The sequence below is a fragment of the Cellulomonas uda genome, assembly GCF_006538705.1.
GTDB lineage: Bacteria > Actinomycetota > Actinomycetes > Actinomycetales > Cellulomonadaceae > Cellulomonas > Cellulomonas uda.
In genome coordinates this window covers 1-16583 of record NZ_BJLP01000002.1, presented here as the reverse complement: position 1 = coordinate 16583, position 16583 = coordinate 1, and the positions used below count along the sequence as shown (strand labels likewise).

The 16583-nt window shown below is 70.3% G+C and carries 18 protein-coding genes; 16 read left to right on the top strand and 2 right to left on the bottom strand.

Going from position 1 to position 16583, the window contains the following annotated elements:
* The first annotated feature begins 1 nt into the window (after position 1).
* The 9 genes from CUD01_RS00845 (at position 2) to CUD01_RS00800 (ending at position 8636) form a co-directional block, all read left to right on the top strand.
* On the top strand, positions 2-985 hold the full coding sequence (locus tag CUD01_RS00845; protein WP_094180447.1) for a cytochrome c biogenesis CcdA family protein: 984 nt from the start codon (positions 2-4) through the stop codon (positions 983-985).
* Positions 982-1608: a peroxiredoxin family protein gene (locus CUD01_RS00840; RefSeq protein WP_013115607.1), complete on the top strand. Its 627-nt coding sequence runs from the start codon at positions 982-984 to the stop codon at positions 1606-1608. Before CUD01_RS00845 ends, CUD01_RS00840 begins: the two co-directional genes overlap by 4 nt.
* A gap of 217 nt (positions 1609-1825) precedes the next feature.
* Positions 1826-2452, top strand: a complete 627-nt coding sequence (locus tag CUD01_RS00835; RefSeq protein ID WP_141317929.1) for a DUF305 domain-containing protein — start codon at positions 1826-1828, stop codon at positions 2450-2452.
* 699 nt (positions 2453-3151) lie between these two features.
* The gene (locus CUD01_RS00825; RefSeq protein ID WP_094180445.1) at positions 3152-3553 is read left to right on the top strand and encodes a four-helix bundle copper-binding protein; all 402 of its coding nucleotides are present in this window, start codon (positions 3152-3154) and stop codon (positions 3551-3553) included.
* 129 nt (positions 3554-3682) lie between these two features.
* Positions 3683-4291 (top strand): DUF305 domain-containing protein, encoded by a 609-nt coding sequence (locus CUD01_RS00820; RefSeq protein WP_243860738.1) that lies wholly within the window; start codon positions 3683-3685, stop codon positions 4289-4291.
* Positions 4292-4422: 131 nt separating this feature from the next.
* Positions 4423-6705, top strand: a complete 2283-nt coding sequence (locus tag CUD01_RS00815; protein WP_141317927.1) for a heavy metal translocating P-type ATPase — start codon at positions 4423-4425, stop codon at positions 6703-6705.
* Positions 6706-6789: 84 nt separating this feature from the next.
* Complete coding sequence (locus CUD01_RS00810) at positions 6790-7338, top strand: CueP family metal-binding protein (protein WP_013115612.1); 549 nt, start codon at positions 6790-6792, stop codon at positions 7336-7338.
* 342 nt (positions 7339-7680) lie between these two features.
* Positions 7681-8040, top strand: coding sequence for a Cd(II)/Pb(II)-sensing metalloregulatory transcriptional regulator CmtR (cmtR, locus tag CUD01_RS00805; protein ID WP_090034559.1), 360 nt, complete (start codon positions 7681-7683; stop codon positions 8038-8040).
* Positions 8037-8636, top strand: coding sequence for a cadmium resistance transporter (locus CUD01_RS00800; protein ID WP_013115601.1), 600 nt, complete (start codon positions 8037-8039; stop codon positions 8634-8636). Before cmtR ends, CUD01_RS00800 begins: the two co-directional genes overlap by 4 nt.
* Positions 8637-8948: 312 nt before the next feature.
* On the opposite strand, the gene merA is transcribed toward CUD01_RS00800, so the two are convergent.
* Positions 8949-10328, bottom strand: a complete 1380-nt coding sequence (gene merA / locus CUD01_RS00795; protein ID WP_094180443.1) for a mercury(II) reductase — start codon at positions 10326-10328, stop codon at positions 8949-8951.
* A 55-nt stretch (positions 10329-10383) separates the two neighbouring features.
* On the opposite strand from merA, the gene CUD01_RS00790 reads away from it, so the two are divergent.
* The 5 genes from CUD01_RS00790 (at position 10384) to CUD01_RS00770 (ending at position 13681) form a co-directional block, all read left to right on the top strand.
* Complete coding sequence (locus CUD01_RS00790; RefSeq protein ID WP_166771975.1) at positions 10384-10782, top strand: heavy metal-responsive transcriptional regulator; 399 nt, start codon at positions 10384-10386, stop codon at positions 10780-10782.
* A gap of 155 nt (positions 10783-10937) precedes the next feature.
* Complete coding sequence (locus tag CUD01_RS00785) at positions 10938-11963, top strand: ankyrin repeat domain-containing protein (protein WP_094180442.1); 1026 nt, start codon at positions 10938-10940, stop codon at positions 11961-11963.
* A 111-nt stretch (positions 11964-12074) separates the two neighbouring features.
* The gene (locus CUD01_RS00780; protein WP_243860739.1) at positions 12075-12278 is read left to right on the top strand and encodes an antitoxin VbhA family protein; all 204 of its coding nucleotides are present in this window, start codon (positions 12075-12077) and stop codon (positions 12276-12278) included.
* Positions 12279-13106: a Fic/DOC family protein gene (locus CUD01_RS00775; RefSeq protein WP_244937599.1), complete on the top strand. Its 828-nt coding sequence runs from the start codon at positions 12279-12281 to the stop codon at positions 13104-13106.
* On the top strand, positions 13103-13681 hold the full coding sequence (locus CUD01_RS00770) for a recombinase family protein (RefSeq protein WP_141317925.1): 579 nt from the start codon (positions 13103-13105) through the stop codon (positions 13679-13681). The genes CUD01_RS00775 and CUD01_RS00770 overlap by 4 nt, the downstream gene beginning before the upstream one ends.
* Positions 13682-13722: 41 nt before the next feature.
* Here CUD01_RS00770 and CUD01_RS00765 read toward each other — a convergent pair whose 3' ends face one another.
* On the bottom strand, positions 13723-13941 hold the full coding sequence (locus CUD01_RS00765) for a hypothetical protein (RefSeq protein WP_094180439.1): 219 nt from the start codon (positions 13939-13941) through the stop codon (positions 13723-13725).
* 496 nt (positions 13942-14437) lie between these two features.
* Between CUD01_RS00765 and istA the strand changes: the two genes are divergently transcribed.
* Positions 14438-15706, top strand: coding sequence for an IS21 family transposase (gene istA / locus CUD01_RS00755; RefSeq protein ID WP_141317923.1), 1269 nt, complete (start codon positions 14438-14440; stop codon positions 15704-15706).
* A gap of 10 nt (positions 15707-15716) precedes the next feature.
* Positions 15717-16511, top strand: a complete 795-nt coding sequence (istB, locus tag CUD01_RS00750) for an IS21-like element helper ATPase IstB (RefSeq protein WP_141317921.1) — start codon at positions 15717-15719, stop codon at positions 16509-16511.
* The last annotated feature ends 72 nt before the right edge of the window (positions 16512-16583 follow it).

Sequence of the window (16583 nt, the reverse complement as noted above, 5' to 3'; positions counted from 1 at the left end):
GATGGGCAGCGAGTTGCTGACGACCGGGAGCATCCTGGCGGCGTTCTTCGCCGGCGGGGTGGCCCTGTTCGCCCCGTGTTGCATCGTCTTCCTGGCGCCGTCCTACCTGGCCGGTGCGGTCAAGAACGCCCGGTGGCGGCTGCTGCCGCTGACCTTCGTCTTCGCGGCGGGCTTGGCCGTGGTGCTGGTGCCGATCACGCTGGGGATGAGCCTGCTCGCCGGCGCGATCGCCCGGTACCACGCTCCGCTGTACTGGGCCGGCGGCCTGCTGATGATCGCCCTGGCGGGCCTGGCCCTCTCGGGTCGGATGTGGTCGCTGCCGTCGTTCCTGCGTACTCCGGATACCACCGGTGGTGACACCGCGAGCTTCTTCTCCCTCGGGGTGTTCTCCGGGATCGCGTCCTCGTGCTGCGCCCCAGTCCTGGCCGGGGTGATGACCCTGTCGATTCTGTCCGGGTCTCCCATCGGGGGGCTGGCCCTGGGGTTGGCGTACGTGTTCGGCATGGTCTTCCCGCTGTTCGTGATCGCCCTGGTCTGGGACAAGGCGCGCCTCGGTGAGCGCAAGCTGTTCCAGGCCAGAACCGTCCGGCTGCGCGTCGCGGGCCGCACCCTGGTCACCAACACCCTCAACATCGCCGTCGCGGTCGGGTTCACGGTGATGGGCGTGTTCGTCATCGCCCTGGCCGGCAGCAAGGACATGACCGGCGGCTCGGCGTTCCAGGACGCCGCCAGCCGCACCCTGACCGACGTGTTCGCCGCCGTCCAGGACTTCCTGTCTCCGGTGCCCGAGCCCCTGCAGGGGTTGGCGCTGCTCGCGGTCGCCGCCGCGTTCATCTGGGCGACGCTCGTCGACCGGCGCCGGCCCGCTCGGTCGAAAAGCGCCGCCCCGGCCACGACCACGGCTGCTGCAGGGCCGAGCGACGGCCCAGCCGTGCCCGTCCCGTCCTGCCACGCCACCCCGACCACGGAAGAAGTGACCCGATGACCTCCGGAACCGCCACCCGTCGCCTCGCCGAACGCCAGCAGGCTCTGCAGGAGGTTCAGGCCGCGCAGGCGGGACAGGCGCGCCGCCGCCAGCGCATCAGCTGGGCCGCGTGGGGCGCCGGTCTGCTGATCGTGGCCACGCTGATCGCCGCCGCGTTGATCACCTCCCAGCCGACCACGTCCAGCGACGTGCGCGTCGCACCGGACTTCACGCTGCCCGCCTCGGACGGCTCGACCGTCTCGCTGGCGGACTTCCGCGGTGGACCGGTCGTCCTGTACTTCAACGAGGGCGCCGGCTGCGACTCATGCCTGCTGCAGATGGCCGAGATCGAGAAGGATCCAGCGTTCGCCGAGACCGGCATCACCGTGCTGCCGATCGTGATGAACACCGCCGAGCAGATCAACACCGATCGCCAACGCCTCGGCGTCCAGGCACCGTTCCTGCTTGACGACGGCACCGTCTCCGCCGCCTACGACACCCTCGGCAAGGGCATGCACGAAGGCCTCCCGGGGCACGGGTTCGTCCTGGTCGACGCCGACGGCAACCAGCTGTGGCACGGCAACTACCCGTCCATGTGGCTTGCCCCCGCCGACCTGCTCAAGGAGGTCACCAGCCGACTCTGACCATCACCGTTTGACCTGACGCGCGCGTCACCGACCTATGAAGGAGAGCCCGATGGGCTGCTGCCAGGACACCCCTACCTCGACGACCACGACCCAGAGCACGGCCACCACGACGAGCAACAGCTGCTGCGGCGGCGGCGCTCAGGGCGCGGACACCTGCTGCACGACCAGCACCTCGGCCTGATCCCCAACACCGATCCTGGGAAGGAACCACCCCTTGACGAGCACCACGCGCCGGCGCCTCGCCGCGACGACAGCAGCACTCGCCCTGGCGGCCACCCTGACCGCCTGCTCCACCGCCGACGAACCGACGCCCGAACCCCCCGCGGCGCAGGAGTCCTCGAGCAGCGAGGACGCCGAGGCGGCGACTGAGCACAACGCCGCCGACGTGGAGTTCGCGCAGATGATGATCGTCCACCACCAGGGAGCGCTTGAGATGGCTGAGCTCGCGGTCGAGCGGGCCTCCACCGACGAGGTGCGCGCACTGGCCGAGCGAATCGCCGCAGCGCAGGGCCCGGAGATCGAGCTCATGTCCGGCTGGCTGGAGACCTGGGACGAGGAGCTCCCCGCTGAGGCTGAGCACGGCGGCATGGACCACGGCGGGATGGAGATGGACGGCATGGACCAGGAGGAGGCGATGTCCACCCTGGCCGAGTTTGAAGGGGTCGCGTTCGACCGGAGGTTCCTCGAGCTCATGGTCGCCCACCACCGCGGCGCCGTCGAGATGGCCCAGGCCCAGATCGGCGAGGGCGCAGACCCCGACGCCCTGGCACTCGCCCGGACGATCAGGGACGACCAGAACATAGAGATCACCGAGATGGAGAACCTGCTGCGGTCCCTCTGAGCAGCCCGCAGCACGACCGGCAGGAGGCCACCCCGCACGAAAAGGTGGCCTCCTGTCGCGTGCGTCTGCCACCGGCGCTGCGGCGAAGCGCTAGGTGCGGACGTACCGTCGCCCGGTGCCGAACTCCCCGTTTGACAAGGAAGAACCTGCCCGGCCTCACCGCGTGCAGTCTGTGTGCCGGAGAGACCCTGGGCGAAGCTGACACCGCCCCGGGTGGCCAGCTGCAGCGCCTGAGGCACCTGGCCGACTCCGGCGTGGCTCGCCTGACGACCGTCGACTGCCTCGACGCGTGCGATCGCGGCGACGTCGTGGTCGCTCGTCCGTCCGGTGCATGCCGCCGCACCGGCGCACGACCGGTGTGGTTCGAACGCCTCGCCGGGGATGAAGTCACCGGCGAGCTCGCGCGCTGGCTCCGGTGCGGCGGTCCGGGCGTCGCGCGACTGCCCGACCGACTCGTCGGCAACGTCATCCAGCGCTCTGACCCCGTGCCCGCCGGCCCTGCGGCGTAGCCGTCGGATTCACGGCCTGACGCGCGTTCGCCCTTGCGCGGCCGTCCGCCGGAGAGACCCTCATCGAACCTTCATGGCGGCGCCGTCCCTCTCACCGCGCGAACACGCGGCCCTGTGCATAGCGTCGAAAGGGTCCCCGCGGCGCACGAGCGATCGATGTGCCGCACGATCCGCAAATCAGGAGGCCGTCGTGAAGACCACGCAGATGCTCGACACCTACCCCGCGACCATCAACCTCGACCGCCAGCTGCTGGCTCGCGTCATCGAGTCCCTGGTCGCCTGCTCGCAGGCGTGTACCGCGTGCGCGGACGCGTGTCTGAGTGAGGAGATGGTCGCCGACCTGCGCAAGTGCATCCGGTCCAACCTCGACTGCGCCGACAGCTGCGCGGCCACGGCGCGGATCCTGTCCCGCCACACCGGCTATGACGCCAATATCACCCGGGCTCACCTCGAGGCCTGCATCGCCGCGTGCCGGGCCTGCGGCGACGAGTGCGAGCAGCACGCGGGCATGCACGAGCACTGCCGCATCTGCGCCGAGGCGTGCCGGGACTGCGAGGCCGCCTGCGCCGAGCTCCTCGCGGCCATCCGCTGAGCCCGTCCACGCGGTGCCGGCGGGCATCCCGCCCGCAGCACCCCGTGAGTCCGTCCGACACCCAGGCAGGTAGGAGCGAGACGAGGAGACGCAGCGATGTCCGTGCAGCGTGAGCACGATGGCGAGTCGATGAACGACGAGCACGACGGTGACGGCGCCCATCACGGGGGTGAGCGGCACGGCGGTGGGCAGGGCCATCAGATGAAGGGCATGTACCTGCGGTTCGCCGCCATGATCCTCACGGCCATGGTGGTCATGTACTGGGTGATGTTCGTCGGCTCGTGGGAGCTGGATCACGTCCGATTCAGCCAGAGCCGGATCTTCATGGCGGTCACCATGGGCGGCACGATGGGGCTGATCATGCTCGCCTGGATGCTGAACATGTACAAGAACGCGAAGGCGAACATCGCCGTGGTCGCCGTCAGCGTGCTGCTCCTTGCCGGCGGCGTCGCCCTCGACCGCAGCCAGGTCACGGTCGGCGACACCGCATTCATGCGCGCGATGATCCCGCACCACTCCCTGGCTATCACCCGCTCCGAGCGGGCCCAGATCGACGACGTCCGGGTGTGCGAGCTCGCCGTCGAGATCATCGAGGCTCAGCAGCGGGAGATCGCCGAGATGGACTGGCTCATCGAGGACATCGAGCGCAAGGGCATCGCAGCAACGGCGGCCGAGGCCGACGCGCGCCCCGTACCGGACTTCGAGGGCACCGCGCTGCGCTCGTGCCCGACCCCCTGACCTGACCCGCTCGGCGTCGAGGTGCCCCCGAGCCGGGAATACCGGCCATGAGCACGCCGTTGGCCGCTCTCATACCCCCTGGGGGTATTTTTACGCAGATGACGGTGGAGCACGGGTCGAGGAGAAGAGCCATGAGCAACGCGCACCAGGGCCACGACGTGCACGGCGAACGACGCAGCAGCGCGAGCCAGCGGCACGAGCTGTCCGTCGAGGACACTGATCCGCTGGCTCACGACCGCCACGGTGGGCACGACGCCGGCCAGATGGAGCACGAGGGCCACCACATGCCCGCGCATGTGGATGGGCACGACGCCGAGCACCGGCCCTCCGCGAGCCACCATGGCGAGCACATGGGCGCCGAGGGTGGCCACGGCGGGCACGGGGCACACGGCGGTGGTCACGGTGACCACGTCGCCCTGTTCCGGCGCCTGTTCTGGATCAACCTCGCGCTCGCCGTGCCGACGGTCCTGCTCAGCGGGATGTTCGCCGACCTGCTCGGCTATGCCCTCCCCGACGTCCCGGGGCTCACCTGGGTCGCGCCGGCCCTCGGCACCGTGATCTACCTGTGGGGCGGACGGCCGTTCCTCACCGGAGCGGTCGCTGAGTTCCGGGCCCGCAAGCCGGGGATGATGCTGCTCATCGGGATGGCGATCACCGTGGCGTTCGTCGCCTCCTGGGGCGCGACCCTCGGGGTGCTCTCGCACGAGCTGGACTTCTGGTGGGAGCTGGCCCTGCTGGTCGTGATCATGCTGCTCGGCCACTGGCTGGAGATGCGGTCCCTGGCGCAGACCTCCTCCGCTCTGGACTCCCTGGCGGCGCTGCTGCCGGACGAGGCGGAGAAGGTCGACGGCGACTCCGTCGTCACGGTCGCTCCGTCCTCGCTCGCCCTGGGGGACGTCGTCATCGTCCGCCCGGGCGGCCGGGTGCCGGCCGACGGGCAGGTCGTCGAGGGCGCTGCCGACGTCGACGAGTCGATGATCACGGGCGAGTCGCGGCCGGTGTTCCGGACCGTCGGCGACCAGGTCGTCGCGGGAACCGTCTCGACCGACAGCGCCCTGCGCGTGAGGGTCGACGCCGTCGGTGACTCGACCGTGCTGGCCGGGATCCGACGACTGGTCGCCCAGGCGCAGTCGTCCACGACGCGTGCGCAGCTGCTGGCCGACCGCGCCGCCGGGTGGCTGTTCTGGTTCGCCCTGATCGCCGCCGTCATCACGGTCGCGATCTGGAGCGCCGTCGGGACACCGGACTTCGCGATCATCCGCGCCATCACGGTGCTCGTCATCGCCTGCCCGCACGCCCTCGGGCTCGCCATCCCGCTGGTGGTGTCGATCTCCACCGAACGCGCTGCCCGGGGTGGCGTGCTGGTCAAGGACCGTGCCGCACTCGAGCGGATGCGCGTGGTCGACACCGTCCTGTTCGACAAGACCGGGACGCTCACCAAGGGCGAGCCCGCCGTGCACGATGTCGCGACGACCGGGATCGGTGACGACGAGCTCCTCGCGCTGGCCGCCGCCGCGGAAGCCGACAGCGAGCACCCGCTGGCACGTGCGATCACCGCCGCAGCACACCATCGAGGGCTCACGGTGCCGCGCGCCGAGGACTTCCAGGCCTCGACGGCTGTCGGAGTCTCCGTCACCGTGGACGGACGCTGGGTCGCCGTCGGCGGCCCGAACCTCCTGGCCGAGCAGGGGCTCGATCCTCTGCCGGTGACCCAGCCCTGGTCCGACCGCGGACAGATCGTCCTGCACGTCGTGGTCGACGGCCGCGTGGCCGGAGCGCTAGGGCTCGCCGACGAGGTACGTCAGGAGTCCCGCGAGGCGGTCGACGCCCTTCACGCCCTCGGCATCCGCGTAGTGATGATCACCGGTGACGCCGAGCCGGTGGCCAAGGCCGTGGGGACGGAACTCGGCATCGATCAGGTCTTCGCGGGCGTCCGCCCGGAGGACAAGAGCAGCACGGTGGCCTCCCTGCAGGGTGAGGGGCGGACCGTGGCGATGGTGGGTGACGGCGTCAACGACGCGCCCGCCCTCGCGCAGGCCGACGTCGGCGTCGCCATCGGTGCCGGCACGGACGTGGCCATCGCCTCGGCCGGGGTCATCCTCGCCTCCGACGACCCCCGGTCTGTCCTGTCCGTCATCCAGCTCTCCCGTGAGGGCTACCGGAAGATGAAGCAGAACCTGTGGTGGGCCGCCGGCTACAACATCGCCGCCGTGCCCCTCGCCGCCGGAGTCCTCGCGCCGGTGGGGTTCGTCCTGCCGATGGAGATCGGCGCGATCCTCATGTCCCTGTCCACGGTCGTCGTGGCCGCGAACGCCCAGCTCCTGCGGCGTCTTGACCTGAGCCCACAGGCCTCGACAGCCGCAGCACACGGGGCCCAGCGCGTCGGACCGCGGACAGCGGTGCCAGCTGCCTGAGCAGACGACCCCTTCATCGAATCTTCATCGCCGACGGGCCTTCGGTCGGCGGAGCCGCGCACGACGGTGAGCGAGGATCTTCACATGCGTTCTCGACTCCGCCTCGCCGCCGTCGTCGTTGCTGCCACCGCTGTGCTCGCCGGCTGCTCCGCCACCTCGGATGACGACGTCCTCGCCGACCTCGGGCTCGACGGCCTGACCGGTCAGGAGATCGTCACGCGACTCGACACCTCGACGGACAGCCGGCCGCTGAACTTCACGGCCTCCGTGCGCGAGGACGAGGTCCTCGTCGGCGACGGGACCGCCGAGGTCGCCGTGCCCCTCGACGAGGGCGAGTTCTACGTCTCGATCGCGCCGTACATCGAGACGACGCACGAGTGCTACTTCCACAGCCTCGCGACCTGCCAGGGCGAGTTGGTCGACGAACCGGTGGAGGTCACGATCACCGACGCCGACGGTGTTGTCCTCGTCGAGGAGAGCGCCACGACCTACTCCAACGGGTTCGTCGGCTACTGGCTCCCTGAAGACGTCGAGGGAACGATCGAGATCACTCAGGGCGACCTGAGCGGCAACGTTCCGTTCAGCACGACCGAGGGCAGCCCGACCTGTGTGACCACCCTCCAACTCACCTGATCGACACGGCCGCTCCGAGCGGGCTCGGCCTCCGGTCGCCGTCGACGCACAGAAGCGGGGGTGTTGCTCAGCTCCGCGGCATTGGGCCGAGGTTGGCCGCAGCAACCACAGGTCCGAGTCGCGGGCGACAGTGCACCGCTGCGGTGCGGTCATGACCCCGCGCTGTCGAAGAATCACCCCAGCTCCCGGACGGAACTCCCGGCCGGGCACCGCCACTTAGCCTCGGCAGAAGCCCGCCATCTTCCGCTGGAAGTCACACCGCCCGGCCCTCCGGCGCGTGTAGCGGAATCGTTCGTTTGCGGCACAGGCTGCCGGTTCAGTCAGTGCTGTATAGTTCAGCACATGCTGAGCATTGCTACTCGCCTGGACGTGATGAACCGGTTGGGCCGGGCAATGGCCGACCCAACACGGTCACGGCTCCTGATGGCGTTGTTGGAGCGGCCCGCCTATCCGGCAGAGCTGGCACGCGACCTCGGGCTGACGCGCTCGAACGTGTCGAACCATCTGGCTTGCCTGCGCGACTGCGGCATCGTGGTCGCCGAGCCCGAGGGCCGCCAGACACGTTACGAGATCGCCGACCCGCACCTGGCACGGGCGCTCAACGCACTGGTCGAGGTCACCCTCGCCGTGAATGAGAACGCTCCCTGCATCGATCCTGCCTGCCCTGTTCCCGGGTGCGCCAACGCGGAGCCTGACGCGTGATCGTTTCCTCGGTCCTGCAGGCGATCGGCCTGTTCGTTGCCACCAACATCGACGACATCATCGTGCTCTCGCTGTTCTTCGCCCGGGGCGCAGGGCAACGCGGGACGACGGCCCGGATCACCGCAGGCCAGTACCTCGGGTTCGCCGGCATCCTGGGCACCGCCGTGCTCGTGTCACTGGGCGCGGGAGCATTCCTTCCTGAAGAAGCCATCCCCTACTTCGGGCTCATCCCCCTGGCCCTAGGCCTGTGGGCCGCATGGCGGGCCTGGCGCGGGAGCGACGACGATGACGATGACGCCAAGGTTGAGGGCAAGAACGTCGGCGTCTTGACCGTCGCCGCGGTCACCTTCGCCAACGGAGGAGACAACATCGGCGTCTACGTCCCGGTCTTCCTCAACGTGGGACCTGTAGCCGTGGTCGCCTACTGTGTCGTCTTCCTCCTGCTCGTCGCGATCCTCGTCATGCTGGCCAAGTTCATCGCCACGCGCCGACCGATCGCCGAAGTCCTCGAACGCTGGGAACACGTGCTGTTCCCGATCGTTCTGATCGGCCTGGGCATCGTCATCCTCGTCAGCGGCGGAGCCTTCGGCCTCTGACGCCCTGCCCCGGCCCATGACGCATCTCGGTTGAGAGACTGCACGCACGGAGCGAAGAGCTCCGAGGAGAGGCATGGCGGATAGCCGCGCCGGTGTTGCCATCGCGTGGCCGCGCTGGCAGATCTCGCGGTAGACCCGCGATCACCCCCTGGTTGTCGGCGCCAGCTGACCCGACCGCCACAGAACACCGACAAGGCCCCGCCACCTGAACGCCAAGACCACACGGTCTCCGCACGAACTGCGGGCTCCCCGCCTGTTCCACTTCCAAGGAAGTGGGACACGGGCCGCGCGGAACCGGTCAGCCGCTGCCGTTCACGCGCAGCAGCTCGTTGGCATGTCGCTGCGGAAGAGGCCGGCGCAGATGCGCAACGCCTCGCTCATGGTCAGGTAGGGCGCCCAGGTGTCGGCGAGGTCGTCGACGGTGAGCCCGAACTTGATCGCGTAGGTCGCGGCGAGCATCACGTCGCCGGCGCCGTCGAGGGCGGCGTGGACCCCGAGGATCTTGCGGGTGTGGGCGTCGACGACGACCTTGAGCGTGCCGCGGGTGTCGCGGTTGGCGAGCGATCGGGGGATGTCCTGGGCATCCAAGACCCGGGAGTCGCACTCGTGCCCGGCGGCCAGTGCCTGCTGCTCGGTCAGGCCCGCGGAGGCGAGCTGGGGGGTCGTGAACGTCACCGACGGCAGGCCGCGGTAGTCGACGGTGGTGGGCCGGCCAAGGGCTCCGGCAGCTGCAGCGTGACCGGTCTGTGCAGCGACGTAGACGTACTGCGGGGCGCCGGAGACGTCACCGGCGGCGAAGATCCGCGGGTTGCTCGTGCGCTGGTGCGCATCCACCGTGATGAACCGTCGGTCGTCGGTGTGCACCCCGGCGTCGTCCAGCCCGAGGTCGTCGGTGTTCGCGTGCCTCCCGGTGGCCACCAGCAGACGCTGACCGGTCAGCTGCGCGCCGCGCTCGGTCCGGACCAGCACGGCGCCGTCGGCGGTGCGCTCGAGCGCCACCGCGCGTTCCTCCACGACGGTGATGCCGTCGTCGGCGAACACGGTCCGCAGCACGTCCGCGACCTCTGGCTCGGCGTGAGGCGCGAGCCGGCCGACGAGCGTGACCGCGACACCGAGCTGGGACCAGAGCTGGGCCTGCTCGAGCCCGACGTACCCACCGCCGAGCACCACCATCGAGGAGGGGATGTCCTGCAGCTCCATCGCGGTGGTGCTCGTCAGCGGGTCGATCGTGTCCATGCCTGGCAGGGCCGGGATGTGAGCGGCCGAGCCTGTCGCGACGATGTATGCCGCGCCGGCGACTCGCTCACCGTCGACCTCGAGCGTCTGCTCGTCGACGAATCGCGCGTGGCCGTACATGACCGGGAAGCCGTGCGCCTCGGCCACGTCGGTGTACTTCGCCTGACGGAGCCGGTCGATCAGCTCCTGCTTCTGCGCCATCAGAGCCGCCAGGTCGACGCCCCCCGCGCCGGTCGGGAGGCCGGGGAACGGGTTGACGAGCGCCCGGTGACGGCGCCCCGCGGCCGCGAGCAGGTTCTTGCTCGGGATGCACCCCACGTTCAAGCACGTTCCACCCAGCACCCCGTGCTCGACCAGCAAGACCGACTTCCCGCGCGACCGGGCCTCAATCCCCGCGGCCATCGCCGCCCCTCCGCTACCGATGACGACCAGGTCCCACGTCTCTTCCATGCCCATCGACGGACCGTAAACGTTCCACCGCACGGCAAGGTCAAGACGTAGCCTTGAGACCATGAGGATCGGGGAGCTGGCCGAGCAGGCGGGTATGACGACGAAGACCTTGAGGTTCTACGAGCAGGCGCAGGTGCTGCCGCAGCCGGCCCGGACCGCGTCGGGCTACCGCGACTACGACGAGACATCGCTCGCGCGGCTCCGCTTCGTCCGAGCCGCCCAGGGTGCCGGCTTGAGCCTCGCCGAGATCCGCACCATCATCACGGTCCGCGAAGACCAAGGGCCGCCCTGCGGACACGTCACCGCGCTGCTCGACCGACACGCCGCTGCCCTGGACGAGCGCATCGCAGAGCTCGAGGCGACGCGCGAGGAGGTCCGCCGGCTCCGGGACCGCGCAGCCACCCTGAACCCCGCGGCCTGCTCCGAGGACGGCGTCTGCCACGTCATCCCCACCCACTGACAGGCGGCCGCGGGCTTAGAGTCGGTGCTGGCGCGGAGGGCGCCACCGGGCCCGCGGACAGGACTGAGTCCACCTCCACAGCACCACGACGAACCACTCCCGTCGACGATCTCCTCTGCCTGGCAGCGCGGGCCGCCAGCTCCTAAGGAGACGTCATGCCCCTTCTACCAGCGCGCGCCGACCTCGAGCAGCTCCGGCGCCAGGCCAAGGACCTTCTACGGACGGCCGAACGCGGTGACCCAGCTGCCGTCGCCCGGATCCGCTCCGTATCCGAGCAGCTCGCCCTGAGCTCAGCGCAACTCTCCGTGGCCCGCGAGTACGGGTTCCCCCACTGGGCCAAGCTCAAGCTCGAGGTCCAGCGACGCGCCATCCTGGACAGCGGCGACGCCGCCCGGCTGGTCGACCTGCTCGCCGCGCACCCCGAGCTGGCCGTCCAGAGGATGTCCGGGTGGTGTGACCACCTGCACGGAGCCAGCCCCCTGGGCTACGTGGCGATGATGCGCTTCGACACCACGCGCGACACCTGGCGAGACGTCCCCGGCACCGCTGCTCTCGCCCGCGCGCTCCTCGACGCCGGCGCTCCGGTCGAAGGCGATCCCCTGGACGCCGAGACGCCCTTGATGACCGCCGCCAGCTACGGCGACGCGGAGGTCGCGCGGGTCCTCGTCGAGGCTGGAGCGGACCTGGACGCGACCGCGTCGCCCACCGCCGGTGGCGTCCCAGGAGGGACCGCCCTCCGACACGCTGTCGTCTTCGGCATGACCGACGTCGTGGACGTCCTACTCGCCGCCGGAGCGCAGGACCTGGTTCAGGCTGCGGCTGCTGGTGACGTCACCGGCGCCCTGAGCTCCGAGACCTGTGAAGAGGATCGCGTCGCGGCCCTGCGGACTGCCGCGGCACACGGCCGGCTGAACGTGATCGATCAGCTCATCGCAGCGTCCACGCCCGTAGATGGGGTCGACCGGGACGGATCCACCGCCCTGCACGAGGCCGCCTTCTCCGGCCGAGCCGACAGCGTTACCCGCCTGCTCCATCACGGCGCAGACCCCACGCGCCGCGACACGAGATTTGGCAGCACGCCCCTGGAGTGGTGCCAGCACCAGCGCGCCGAGATCGGGCCCGGGAAGGGACACGACGAGGTCGAGGATGTCCTGCGACCCATCACTCCCGGCGCCACCTGACTGTCCCGCCACGCTGCGGCGGCAGAACCCCGCCATTTAGCGCCGAAAGTCACAGGAGAGGGGACCCGCGCCGTGGCTACAAAGTTCGACGTTGAGGAGCGCTGGCCTGAGTTGTTTGCGCAGCTCGACAGCGCGCAGCGCCGCGCGGTCGTGCAGTCGCTCGCCAGTGCGTGGCACGAGGGCTGGGAGCCCAACCGTGAGGACGTCGCGGACCTGATCGACGAGGCGCGCGGTGCGATCACGTTCGAGGAGTACCAGCGGCGGTCGGTCGCGAAGGCCGAGCGTGCCATCTCGCGCGAGCGTGCTGCTCTGTAGGTGGCTACCCGGTTCGACTCCTGGGAGTTCTACTTCTACCCCGAGACCTATGACCCGCGGACCGGCCAGGGTGTCATGCGCAACCTGCGTGAGTGGCGCAGCGCGGAGGCGCTGAGCAGTTACGAGTACCGCATGACGGGTGCGCGTCAGCGGCAGCTCCTTGCCCGGCCGGACCTCGTGTCGCACACGTTCGACGCCGACCACGTGCGAGCGATTCACCAGCACCTGTTCCAGGACGTCTACGAGTGGGCCGGACAGTTCCGCGGCGTGAACATGGCCAAGGGCTCCGGACGTGGATTCGGAGACGTCAAGACCGGCGAGATCGACCGGTACCTCAGCGACGTGCACCGGCTGGTCGAGAGCACCGCATGGGAGCGGCTGGACCGCGAGCAGTTCGGGGAGCGGACAGCGACCGTGTTCGCCTATCTGAACCAGGCTCACCCGTTCCGGGAGGGCAACGGGCGCACGTCGAAGGTGTTAATGGAGCACGTCGCTGCGCGATCGAGGTTCGCCCTCGACTTCGACCGCGTGTCACCTCTCGAGTGGAACCAGGCCTCGGAGTTCACCCGCCCGGACCTGCTCGCCTACGACCCGGTGCCGGACTCGCTCGTACCGGTGTTCCGACACATCGCGGTCGAGCGCCCGGCAGCGCCAGCACCCGCCGTCGACGCCGCCGCACAAGTGCGCTCGCTGCTCAGCGCGAGCTACCCGCGACCGGCTACCCCGGGACCCAGCACGGCCGCGCAGAGCACCACGGAGCGGCCCCGTCGCACCAGTCTGGGTCTGCCGGGGCAGGGCTACACCACGGGACGAGGGGAGGGCCGATGAGCAACGTCGTCGGCTACGCGCGCGTGTCACGTCACGACCAGGACCCGGCCGCGCAGGAGGCCGAGCTGCGCGCCGCCGGCGCGGTGCGGGTGTTCGTCGACCAGGGCGAGTCCAGCCGGGTGAGGGACCGGCCGCAGTGGCTCGCGTGCCTGGACTACCTGCGCGCCGGGGACACCTTGCTCGTGCGCCGGCTCGATCGGATCGCCGGCAGCGAGAAGATGGCCATCGAGACCATCAACGAGTTGCACGAGCGCGGCGTCAACATCAAGTCGTTGACGGAGCCGGACATCGACACCACGACCCCGATGGGCCGCGCCCTGTTCGGGATCGTGGCGGTGTTCGCGCAGCTGCGCGTCGACACCATCCGCGACAGCACCCGCCGCGGCCTGGCGCACGCCCGCGCGCAGGGCCGGGTCGGCGGCCGGCCGTCGGTGATGACCCCCGAGCGCACCGCGGCCGCGGCGCGGATGCACGAGCAGGGTCAGAGCATCGCGCACATCGCCCGCGTGCTCGGCGTGGGCGCGTCCAGCGTCTCGCGCGCACTGGCGAAGGCCGAGGAGACGACGACCGTCTGACCGGACAGCGCCGGATCAACACGGTCGCCCGGATGATCCCCTCAGAGGTACTGGCGCAGCCAGTCGGGCATGCTCGAATCGTCGAGGTCCCACGACTCCACGACTTCCTCATCGTGATGCCAGGTGCTCTCGTCGCCATCGAAGAACTTCTGTCGGTGGCACTTGTACTTGACGACGCTGTTGCCTTCCAGCCGGTACTCGTTCCAGTAGTAGTTCTGCTTGCCGTGCCCCTGCCACTCGTTGGTCGTGTAGATCGTCACGCCGGAGGCCTCCTCTGGTCCTTGTCCACCGGCAGAGCATCGCGCACATCGCACGGGTGCTCGGCGTCGGTGCGTCCAGCGTGTCGCGGGCGCTGGCCAAGGCCGACGAGGCGACGTCGGTCTGAGGCCGGCCCCCGGCAGTTTCCCCGTCCCCCGATAGCGGCCAGCCAACGCACGAGAGCCCCCCGTCAAGGGTGCGGCGTAGACGCATCACGGAGTGACGCGCAGCGCTCTTGACGGGGGGCTCTCGTGCGTGAGGATCAAGGCTGCGGGGGAGCGGGGTGCCTCGCACCCACCCAGGCCGTGCACGGGCCGCACGCGCTCGTCGCGAGCCGGTCTACGGACGGTGACGGTGCGGCCGGTGTGCGGGCGGTCAGCCGGGGTCCCGCTGTCCACCTGTGGGCGGCCGGAGCCGCGGAGCGGTGTTCTCGACGACGCGCTGAGACTGACCCCCTGACGACGGATCGGGACTGGCCCCCTCCGGGACTCTGGAGGGGTGATTGCACTGGAAGGTTGGGCTGAGATCCGTCGGCTGCATCGGGCCGAAGGGGTCCCGATCAAGGAGATCGCGCGTCGGCTCGGGCTGGCGCGCAACACGGTCCGAGCAGCGTTACGGGCCGAGGCGCCGCCCTCGCGCGAGCGCGGTCCGCGGGGTTCGGCCGTCGACGCGGTCGAGCCGCAGATCCGGGCGTTGCTGGCGGAGTTCCCGCGGATGCCTGCGACGGTGATCGCGGAGCGGATCGGGTGGACGCGGTCGCTGACGGTCCTGAAGGACCGGGTCCGTGAGCTGCGGCCGTTGTTCGTGCCGCCCGACCCGGCCGACCGGGTCGAGTACGACCCCGGCGAGGTCGCCCAGTGCGACCTGTGGTTCCCGCCGCAGCCGATCCCCGTGGGCGGCGGGCAGGAGCGGGTGCTGCCGGTGCTGGCGATGACGTGCGGGTACTCACGCGTCACGGGCGCGGTGATGATCGCCTCGCGCAAGGCCGGGGACATCCTGGCCGGGATGTGGCAGATCGTCGCGGGGTGGGACGCCTGTCCTCGGACGCTGGTCTGGGACCGGGAGGCCGCGATCGGCGGGACCGGGCGGCCCACGATCGAGGCGACCAGCTTCGCGGGGACGATCGGGGTCCGGCTCAAGCTCGCTCCGCCGCGAGATCCGGAGTTCAAGGGCCTGGTCGAGCGTCGCAACGGGTTCTTCGAGACCTCGTTCCTGCCCGGGCGCACGTTCACCTCGCCGGTGGACTTCACCGAGCAGATCAGCGGCTGGCTGGCGACGCGCGCGAACACGCGGGTGCTGCGCTCGATCGGGTCGGTGACGCCCACGGACCGCTGGGCGGCCGACCGGGCGGCGATGGTCGCCCTGCCGCCGGTCGCACCGTCGATCGGGCTCACGCACCGGGTCCGGCTCGGGCGGGACTACTACGTGCGCATCGACGCCAACGACTACTCGATCGACCCGCGGGCCATCGGCCGGTTCGTCGAGGTCCTGGCCACCCCGGCCCGGGTCGTGGCGACCTGCGCGGGGCAGGTCGTGGCCGACCACGCCCGTGACTGGGGCCACGCCCGCACGATCACCGACCCCACCCACCAGGCGACGGCCAGGGCGCTGCGCCGAGACCTCGCGATCCGCCGCCAGCAGCAGGCGCGCTCGACCCGTGTTCACGGCGATGGGCACGTCGTGACGATTCGGGCGCTGCCGGACTACGACGCCCTGTTCGGCGTCGACTTCGACCCCCCGCCCCGCCCCGGGAGCGGCAACCGCTGAAGGGAAGTAGATGACCACCACGACGAAGACCAGACCGGCCCCCGACGGGCTGGGATCCAAGCTCGCCTACCTGACCAGGGTCCTGAAGACCCCGACGATCGGGCGGACCTGGGAGAGCCTGGCCGAGCAGGCGCGGGAGGCGAACTGGTCGCACGAGGAGTACCTGGCCGCGGTCCTGGAACGCCAGGTCGCCGACCGGGAGTCGGCCGGCACGACGATGCGGATCCGCACCGCGCACTTCCCGGCGATCAAGACGTTGGAGAACTTCAACCTCGAGCACCTGCCCTCGCTGCGCAAGGACGTGCTCGCGCACCTGGCCACCGCGACGTTCGTGCCCAAGGCGGAGAACGTGATCCTGCTCGGCCCGCCCGGACTCGGCAAGACCCACCTCGCGATCGGGCTGGGCATCAAGGCCGCGCAGTCCGGCAACAGCGTGCTGTTCGACACCGCGACGAACTGGATCGACCGCCTCGCCCGCGCCCACCACGCCGGCGCGCTGGAGGCCGAGCTGAAGAAGATCCGCCGCTACAAGCTGATCATCATCGACGAGGTCGGCTACATCCCGTTCGACACCGACGCCGCGAACCTGTTCTTCCAGCTCGTCGCGTCCCGCTACGAGACCGGCTCCATCCTCGTCACCAGCAACCTGCCCTTCGGGCGCTGGGGCGAGGTCTTCGGCGACGAGGTCGTCGCCGCCGCGATGATCGACCGACTCGTCCACCACGCCGAGGTCCTCACCCTCGCGGGCGAGTCCTACCGCACCCGGGCCCGCCGCGAACTGCTCGCCAAGGACCGCGACAAGTAGCACGAACCGACCCCCCGGGGGGTCAATCCCAATCCGTCGCTACGGGGTCAGTTCCAGTCCGTCGTTGACACC